The 8,190-nt window shown below is 29.5% G+C and carries 8 protein-coding genes and 1 riboswitch; of the genes, 4 read left to right on the top strand and 4 right to left on the bottom strand.

Annotated features, from left to right (window positions below; genetic code table 11):
• The first annotated feature begins 37 nt into the window (after positions 1-37).
• Entirely contained in the window at positions 38-1,009 is a 972-nt protein-coding gene (locus tag J418_RS0101020) for a 2-hydroxyacid dehydrogenase (protein ID WP_017751038.1), read from the top strand.
• A gap of 9 nt (positions 1,010-1,018) precedes the next feature.
• Here the strand turns inward: J418_RS0101020 and J418_RS0101015 are convergent, their stop codons facing one another.
• Genes J418_RS0101015 through J418_RS0101005 form a run of 3 tightly spaced genes read right to left on the bottom strand, consistent with a single transcriptional unit; the run spans position 1,019 to position 4,313 of the window.
• On the bottom strand, positions 1,019-2,050 hold the full coding sequence (locus tag J418_RS0101015; protein WP_017751039.1) for a prenyltransferase/squalene oxidase repeat-containing protein: 1,032 nt from the start codon (positions 2,048-2,050) through the stop codon (positions 1,019-1,021).
• Positions 2,051-2,054: 4 nt separating this feature from the next.
• Positions 2,055-3,215 (bottom strand): glycosyltransferase family 4 protein, encoded by a 1,161-nt coding sequence (locus J418_RS0101010; protein WP_017751040.1) that lies wholly within the window; start codon positions 3,213-3,215, stop codon positions 2,055-2,057.
• Positions 3,216-3,251: 36 nt separating this feature from the next.
• Positions 3,252-4,313, bottom strand: a complete 1,062-nt coding sequence (locus J418_RS0101005; RefSeq protein ID WP_017894596.1) for a nucleotidyltransferase family protein — start codon at positions 4,311-4,313, stop codon at positions 3,252-3,254.
• Between the two features lie 417 nt (positions 4,314-4,730).
• Between J418_RS0101005 and J418_RS0101000 the strand changes: the two genes are divergently transcribed.
• Genes J418_RS0101000 through J418_RS0100990 form a run of 3 tightly spaced genes read left to right on the top strand, consistent with a single transcriptional unit; the run spans position 4,731 to position 7,076 of the window.
• Positions 4,731-5,726: an ABC transporter substrate-binding protein gene (locus tag J418_RS0101000; protein WP_017751042.1), complete on the top strand. Its 996-nt coding sequence runs from the start codon at positions 4,731-4,733 to the stop codon at positions 5,724-5,726.
• Positions 5,689-6,450: an ABC transporter permease gene (locus tag J418_RS0100995; protein WP_017894595.1), complete on the top strand. Its 762-nt coding sequence runs from the start codon at positions 5,689-5,691 to the stop codon at positions 6,448-6,450. Before J418_RS0101000 ends, J418_RS0100995 begins: the two co-directional genes overlap by 38 nt.
• Positions 6,451-6,473: 23 nt before the next feature.
• Positions 6,474-7,076, top strand: coding sequence for an ABC transporter ATP-binding protein (locus J418_RS0100990; RefSeq protein WP_017751044.1), 603 nt, complete (start codon positions 6,474-6,476; stop codon positions 7,074-7,076).
• 10 nt (positions 7,077-7,086) lie between these two features.
• Here the strand turns inward: J418_RS0100990 and J418_RS0100985 are convergent, their stop codons facing one another.
• On the bottom strand, positions 7,087-7,848 hold the full coding sequence (locus tag J418_RS0100985; protein ID WP_017894594.1) for an NlpC/P60 family protein: 762 nt from the start codon (positions 7,846-7,848) through the stop codon (positions 7,087-7,089).
• Between the two features lie 150 nt (positions 7,849-7,998).
• A riboswitch (M-box (ykoK) riboswitch) is annotated at positions 7,999-8,165 on the top strand.
• Positions 8,166-8,190 lie beyond the last annotated feature (25 nt).

The following is an 8,190-nucleotide window of genomic DNA, read 5'->3' as shown; positions in this document are numbered from 1 at the left end:
TGAATGTTATAACCACATTATACAAGGGGGAATATTAGTGAACAAGCCAAAAGTATTTATTGGAAAATCAATTCCGGAAGAAGTAAAGAATTATTTGGAACAATATTGTGAGTGTAAATATTGGAATTCCAATAATGCAATATCAAGACAGCAGCTATTTAAAGAATTAAAAGATGTTGAAGGCTTTTTAGAATCAGGAGAAGAAATTGATGATGAGTTACTTTTACATGCGCCAAATTTAAAAATAGTATCAAACAGTTCTGTAGGATATAATAATTTTCATTTGCAATCAATGAAATCCAAAGGTGTAATAGGTACAAATACACCTTTTGTACTTGATGATACTGTAGCCGATCTAGTATTTTCTCTCGTAATTTCAACAGCTAGAAGAATTCCTGAAATGGACTCATATGTAAAGCATGGCAAGTGGAAGTCATCCGATAATGAAAATTTGTATGGAGTAGATGTACATCATGCCACTTTAGGAATTATAGGTATGGGAAGAATAGGACAAAAGGTAGCTAAAAGGGCAAGGTTAGGATTTAGTATGGATGTGTTATATCATAATAGAAGTAGAAAATTTGATACAGAGAGTAAACTTGGTGTAAAGTATGTTAGTTTGGATACACTTCTAATACAATCTGACTATATAGTTTTGATGATACCACTTACTCAAGAAACAATGCATTTAATTGATTATAAAGAATTTGATCTTATGAAGGATACTGCTATATTTATTAATGCATCAAGAGGCAAAACCGTAAATGAAAAAGCTCTTATAGATGCACTTGAGAATAAGAAGATATTAGGAGCTGGGCTTGATGTATATGCCCAAGAACCTGTAAATAAGAACAATCCTCTTCTTAAAATGTCAAATGTAGTTACTCTTCCACATATAGGGTCTGCCACTGAAAAAACTAGATTTAGCATGGATATGACAGCAGCTGAAAACTTAGTTTCAGGTCTAATTGGTAAAATTCCAAAGTATATAGTTCCTGAGCTTAAATAGAGCAATAAATTATAAGTATTCACTTAATAGTAATTGAGTTGTTATTTTGGCCAGTATGCTTTCTGCGCCAGTGTTTAAATTTATACGGGATTTCATTATACCGTCATAGCTTCCATGAGTTGATTTATCTATAAGAGACTTTTTAGAAGAATTATTTCCGGTAAACCATTCATAACATGATTTTAGTCTATTTAAGTATATGGATTTCCTCGTTATTTTATATGCTTCCAAATACATAAAAGCAGAACTGCAGGATTCTACTGGCTGCTCATCGAATTCTGCTGGCGAAATATCACCTTTTTCAAACCATCCATTACAACCTATTGGTTTAAAATAACCACTTTTGAAATATATATTATCTAAAAAACTTAAAGTATCAATAGCGATGTTTAGATATTCCTGATTTTTAGTTAGAGCATAACTTTTTAGTAGACTGAATGGAAGAATTGAATTACTATAAGTTAATTTATCCTCAAACCATTTCCAGTCAGCATTACTGTTGATTTTGAAATTATTGACTAATTGATCGGATATTTTCACTATTGTATCCTTAATTTTATCTTTATCATTCATAAAATTAAAAATCAAACATAGTCCTATTAGGGAGTAGGACTTTCCCCTTATAAAATTCAAATTATATATATTTGGAATAGCCTTTTTTATCATATCTAGAACAGCATATTTCACAGTATCTGATAGACTATTTGAATTAAGCGTATAACCAAGGCACCAAAGGCATCTTCCAAAGCAATCTTCAGATCCGTTTTCTTCTATGAAGTTTCTATTGTAGTCCATGAAGTTTTTAAAACCTCCATTTTTATTTTGAGCATATAGAAGAAATGAAAGGTATCTATATATAAGTTTCAGATATTTTGGAGTGCTATATTTTTCATATAGCATAACTGATGTCATAAGAGCCCTAGCATTATCATCTGTAGTATATCCGGAATTTGGATCGGGTATGGTAAAACTGCTGTGTTGTATCATTCCTGTATCATCTGTAATTATGAATAATGCTTCTGCATCTTTTTCGGTAAACATTAAATTACACCACCTGCTTTTTGCACTTATTGTCTTTTATTATATTTGAGAATAGATTTTCATATCTGCTTGCTACGTTAGGCCATCTCATATTTAAGCCTAGTCTAGACATGTTTTTTTCCATGGTTTTTCTTTCTGTTGGATTGTCTAATAGAAATTCTACGGCTTCATATAGTGAATTAGAATCCCTAAATTTAGCAAGTATACCTCTATTGTTATTTAGCATTTCCTGTGCATATCTGTATGGTGTAGATACTATAACTTTTCCATATCCTGCTGCATAGGCAAGAGTTCCACTTACGGATTGTTCTTTGCTGAGATACGGTGTCATGTATATATCGGATAAATTCAGATAGTTTACTATTTCTGCCTTGGACAGATATTTATTTATAAATTTTACATTATCCTGTATTTTTAAATTCTGAACCATTTTTTGAAGCTTTTCTCTATATTCTTCCCCATACTCATTTTTTATACAAGGATGAGTTTTACCTAGTATCAAGTAGAGTATTTCAGGATGTTTTTCTGAAACTTTGCTTATGGCTTCTATGGCATATTCTATTCCCTTGCCGGGACTTAATAATCCAAAAGTACTGATAATGCATCTGTTTTTATAACCAAGAGTATCTTTTAGGTTATCTTTGTCCTTAACAGATATGTTTGGAACTCCATGGTGCATAATTTGTATTTTACTTTTAGGTATGTTATATACTTTTTTTAATACTTCAGAAGAGTTTTTTGCCATAGTTATAATTCTCTTACTTCTTTTCCCTATAGAATTCAGTATATATTTTTGCTTTTCAGAAGGTTCCGACAATACAGTATGAAGGGTAGTTATAAAAGGAATTTTCAAGTTGTTTATAAAGTCAAGCAAATATTCTCCTGTATCTCCGCCATATATGCCATATTCATGTTCTATAACAACTAAGTCTACATCTGAGCTATTTAATCTACATGCCAATTTTTTGTAGTCATCTTTTGTAAATTGATTTAAAACTCCGCAAACATCATCTCCATAGTTATAATGTGTGTCATTTATAGCTATAATTTTATATGCATTTAAGGGATATAATTTCTTTAAATTTTTCACCAGATCCTCTGTAAATGTGGCTATTCCACATTGTCTAGGTGGATAAGTGCTTAGGAAAACTATGTTTTTATCCATATGATTCACTCCTTATGTTTATTAAATTTTATGGTCTTAAATAGCTAATAGATTATTTTTATATTCATTTGAAACACAAGCTTTATTTTCAATACTGCAATAAGATTTTACTCTGTAGTTGGATGTAATTACAGTATTTTTTAAATTAACATTTTCATCTATTTTTATATTGTTCCACAGTATGCTTTTCTCTATAGTGCAATTGGAAGATATATTTGAGTTATTTCCAATAACAGTGTAGGGTCCTATCTTACAATTTTCATTTATAGTTATATTATTGCCTAAAAATACCGGACCTATTATTTTCGTACTAGGATCTATTTTTATATTGCTGCCCTTTATGATTAAATCATTTATTTTAAAATTTTTGTTTCTTTCTGCAATGTTTTTATAGCACTTCAGCAGTATATCGGAGTGTGCTGTTATATATTTTTTTATTGTTCCAATATCTATCCAATAATCAGAATATTGATAGGCTGCCATCTTGTAGTTCTTTTTTAATAGAAGGGGATAAGTATTTTTTTCTATTGAAACTACTTTATTTTCAGGTATCTCGTGGAAAACTTCCGGTTCAAAAATATATATACCTGCATTTATCCATTTTGAATTGGTTTCACCAGGTTTAGGTTTTTCTTTAAATGCAGTTATATAATTATCTTTGTCAAATTCTATTACCCCATATTGTGATGGATCTTTAACTTTGGTCATGGCTATGGATACCTTGGCATGCTTATCTTTGTGATATTTTATAAATTTATCATAGGGTATATCACATACAATGTCTGAATTTAAAATTATAAAACTGTCATTGAAAAACTTTTCTGAATTTTTTATTGCTCCACCTGTTCCAAGAGGAATGTCTTCTAAAATGTAATTGACTTTTATTCCTAGATTGTGTCCGTCTCCGATTGTATTTTGTATATAGTTTGATTTATAGCAAGTACTTATCACTATTTCATCTATACCGGATTCTTTTAATTTAAGTATGGTTCTTTCAAGAAGAGGTTTACCCATAATAGGAACCATTGGTTTTGGAATATTGTCTGTCAAAGGTCTTAATCGAGTACCTCTGCCGCCTGCTAAAAGTAATGCTTTCATATTGCTTCCCCCTATAAAATTAATATTTGGAATTTAATCCATTTTTCACATTAACAAGCTTGATTAAAATATATTTTATTTTTAATAGTAAAAGTTTTTTAGACATTTTTTAGCTTGATATTACAAATACCATAATATCAGTTAAGAAGTGTTTTTTAGAGTAATTTTTATAAGAGTAATAGAGTACTTTAGTAAAAATATTTTGAAATTAGCACTCGATGTGGTTAACTGCTAATAAATATATTTTAATCCTTGATTTTTCACATGTCAACTTTTTGTTAAATTTTTGAATAAAAATATTAAAATGGATTAGTCAAGAAATTAACGTATTAATAGCAAAATGTATAAAATTGATATATAATATACCTGTAATAAATTGATGTATTTTAAATAAATACAGTGATAGGGGGACAAATCATGAAAAAGAAAATTGGTATTATTTTAACAACGGCAGTTTTAGTATTTTCCATGCTTTTTGCAGCTGGATGCTCAAATAGTACGACTTCTCAGCAAACTCAAAAATTCAAAATCAAGGTGGCGGCTTTAAAGGGACCTACAGGTATTGGAATGGTAAAACTTATGGAAGATAATAAATCTGATTATGATATTTCCATATATAATTCACCAGATCAAATAGTATCTAAAATTGTCAGTGGTGAGGTAGATATTGCTGCAGTTCCATCAAATTTGGCCGCAGTTTTGTATAATAAAACAAATGGAAAAGTTAAACTTGCAGGAATAAATACCCTTGGAATGCTCTACATAGTTGAAAATGGAAATTCAATAAAAAATATAAAAGATTTAAAAGGCAAAACCATATATTCAAGTGGAAAGGGAGCTGTACCTGAATTTGCATTAAATTATATACTTAAGGCAAATGGAATAGATCCTGATAAAGATGTAAAAATAGAGTACAAGACAGATCACAGCGAGGTGGCTTCTGCTATAGCAGCTAAAAAAATTGATATAGCAGTTCTTCCAGAACCTTTTGTTACAACTACTCAAATGAAAGATAAAAATTTGCATATATCATTGGATCTTACTAAAGAATGGAATAAGGTATCAGGAGGGAAAAGCAATCTTATAATGGGAACTATTGTATTTAAAAAGGATTTTGTAGATAAACAAGGAAAGGATGCAGATGAGTTTTTAAAAAGGTACAGTCAATCTGTACAATTTGTAAATAAAGATCCTAAAAAGGCTGGAGAACTTATACAGAAAAATGGTATTCTTCCTAATGCGAAAGTGGCAGAAAAAGCTATACCAAGATGCAATATAGTATTTATAAGTACTAAAGACGGTAGGAAATCTCTAGAAAATTTTTATAGTATTTTGAAATCAAACAATCCAAAATCCATTGGAGGAAAAATGCCGGATGAAAATTTCTACTATAGTGGAGCCAAGAATAATTAGAAAACCGATTATACTATTATTTTGGATAATAATTTGGGAAGTTTGTTCTAAAGTAGTAAACAGCCCTATATTATTACCTTCACCATTTGAAGTTATTAAAGCTTTTATATCTCTAGCAGCAGAAGTTTATTTTTGGAAGAGTATCTTTCAAAGTTTATTTAGGGTCATATTGGGAATTTCCATATCTGTATTTGGGGGTATTGTGCTGGGTATATTTGCAGGACTTAATAAATTTGTCGAAGATCTTTTAGAACCTGTAATTGTAACTGTAAAAGCTACTCCGGTAATATCAATAATAATAATAGCCCTTGTCTGGTTTACTTCCTCAAAGGTAGTTGTATTTACGGCAATATTAATATGTTTCCCGATAGTTTATACAAATGTACTTGAAGGAATCCGGTCAATAGATGGAAAACTTATAGAAATGGCAAATATATATAAAGTTAAAAAGAGGCATATACTAATTGATATATATTTGCCAGGTATAAAAAATTATATTGTTTCGGGAATAGTAATGTGCCTTGGTATAGGATGGAAGGTTTCAGTAGCTTCAGAAGTGTTGAGTACTCCTAAATATTCTATAGGTTTGAACCTTTTAAATTCAAAAACAATGCTTGAAACTTCTGAATTATTTGCATGGACGGTTACAGTAATATTGATGAGTTTTATATTCGAAAAGGTATTTAGATTTTGTTTAAGAGAATTCAGATCTGAAAATGTATAATTGAAATTGAAGGAGAATATTTAGTGGAATATAGTGGGAATATTATAATAAAAAATTTATTTAAATCCTATAATCAAAATAATGTATTTCATGGTTTTAATATAGAATTTCAAAATCATAAGATCAATATAGTACTTGGTACTTCAGGATGTGGTAAAACTACACTTTTAAATATAATAGCAGGTACTGATAAAGCTTATAAAGGTCAGGTTCTTGTAAACAGAAACAGCATATCCTATATGTTTCAGGAAGACAGGCTTTTGCCTAACAAGACAGTATTGGAAAATATTATTTTTGTACTTAAGTCCAATATGAAAAAAGAACAATCTGAAAATATAGCCAATGAATATGCAAAAATAATGGAACTTGAGAGATTCAAATATAAATTTCCACATGAGTTAAGTGGTGGAATGAAGAGAAGGGTTGCCCTTGGAAGGACCATTGCATATAATAGCAATTTAATATTGATGGATGAGCCTTTTAAGGGATTGGATGATAGATTGAAAGATAGAATTATGGATGAAATATTAAAAGTACATAAAAATAGAAACAATACTATGATAATAGTAACTCATGATAAACGTGAAGCAGATAAGCTTGGAGATATAATCTATTTTTTAGATTAATGTTAATGTATCAGTTTATTGTTATCAATCTAATTGGAATATAGCCTTCTTTTATAAGAATATTTTTAAATCTTGTATCCTTTCTTGCTGTTGGCATTGGATAAAATGGAACTGTAGTTTGAATGTTCTGCTCATATACATTTAATTCATTACTATTTTTAGGATTAGTATCAATGTACATCATAATGTGGCCTTCTCCTTTTCCATTGTCAACAAGTAAGGCATCTCCAGGTTTTAATTCATTCCATGAAATTTGAATCACATTTTTCCCATCAATTTTATTATGAGATTTTACTGCATGGAGAAGTGAAAGTGTAGTTTGCCTGATTATACCCCAGCATATGCTTACAAAACCAGAACAGTCATTTCCGTATATAATTTTGGAATTATTTATTTTGTGTAAAAAATCATTGATGGAACTTGTTTGATAATAATCCATACTGTATGGTATTCCATAATAAGTGCTGCCTTTTTTAAATATGTAATGTCCATATTTGTCAAACAGATTGTATTTTGGTGTCCATTTGACTTGAGTCATTTCTTTAGCTCTGTTAAGTACTTCGGTGCGGTTAATACTGTAATTAGATGGATTGGTATTATTTTTGCTGTATGTTATAGATGTATCGTTCAATTTAAACGTAGGTATACTCATCTTTAAGTTTGAATTCTTTATTTTAATATTGGATGGCATTGTAAATATGAATATTAGTATTATAATAATCAATATGCAGAAAAGATTTATAGACATTTTAACGTATTTTAATATACTCATAATTTAGAATCTCCTATTCTTAAGTATATATTATAATTATTAATATTTCATGGCTAATATTCCAAAATAATATGTATACCACAATTAATATTTGTTGACAAAAAATAAGTATAAGAATATAATTACAACCGTAATAAATTATTAATTGAATATTTTATTTGTTAGGTGAGGCTCCTATATGAGATATATGCTGCTGCCCAAAAATATCGAGAGATGCCAATGGGTTAACAGGTATTGCCGAATTAAGGTTCTACTTAATGCAGCTGAGTTATAACTCAACGCCATATAGTGCCAAAACTCCACGAAGAATTCTGTATTTAGTCTTAATATCTTTGCGTTTTT

Source organism: Clostridium tyrobutyricum DSM 2637 = ATCC 25755 = JCM 11008, from assembly GCF_000359585.1.
GTDB lineage: Bacteria > Bacillota > Clostridia > Clostridiales > Clostridiaceae > Clostridium_B > Clostridium_B tyrobutyricum.
Note: the sequence above shows the minus strand (reverse complement) of the source record. Positions and strands in the feature narration are given on the sequence as shown.

Excerpts from the sequence above, each read along its gene's own strand:
- J418_RS0100995 (WP_017894595.1), top strand. The coding sequence starts at position 5,689 with ATGAAAATTTCTACTATAGTGGAGCCAAGAATAATTAGAAAACCGATT.
- J418_RS0101010 (WP_017751040.1), bottom strand. The coding sequence starts at position 3,215 with ATGGATAAAAACATAGTTTTCCTAAGCACTTATCCACCTAGACAATGT.
- J418_RS0101015 (WP_017751039.1), bottom strand. The coding sequence starts at position 2,050 with ATGTTTACCGAAAAAGATGCAGAAGCATTATTCATAATTACAGATGAT.
- J418_RS0101005 (WP_017894596.1), bottom strand. The coding sequence starts at position 4,313 with ATGAAAGCATTACTTTTAGCAGGCGGCAGAGGTACTCGATTAAGACCT.
- J418_RS0100985 (WP_017894594.1), bottom strand. The coding sequence starts at position 7,848 with ATGAGTATATTAAAATACGTTAAAATGTCTATAAATCTTTTCTGCATA.
- J418_RS0101000 (WP_017751042.1), top strand. The coding sequence starts at position 4,731 with ATGAAAAAGAAAATTGGTATTATTTTAACAACGGCAGTTTTAGTATTT.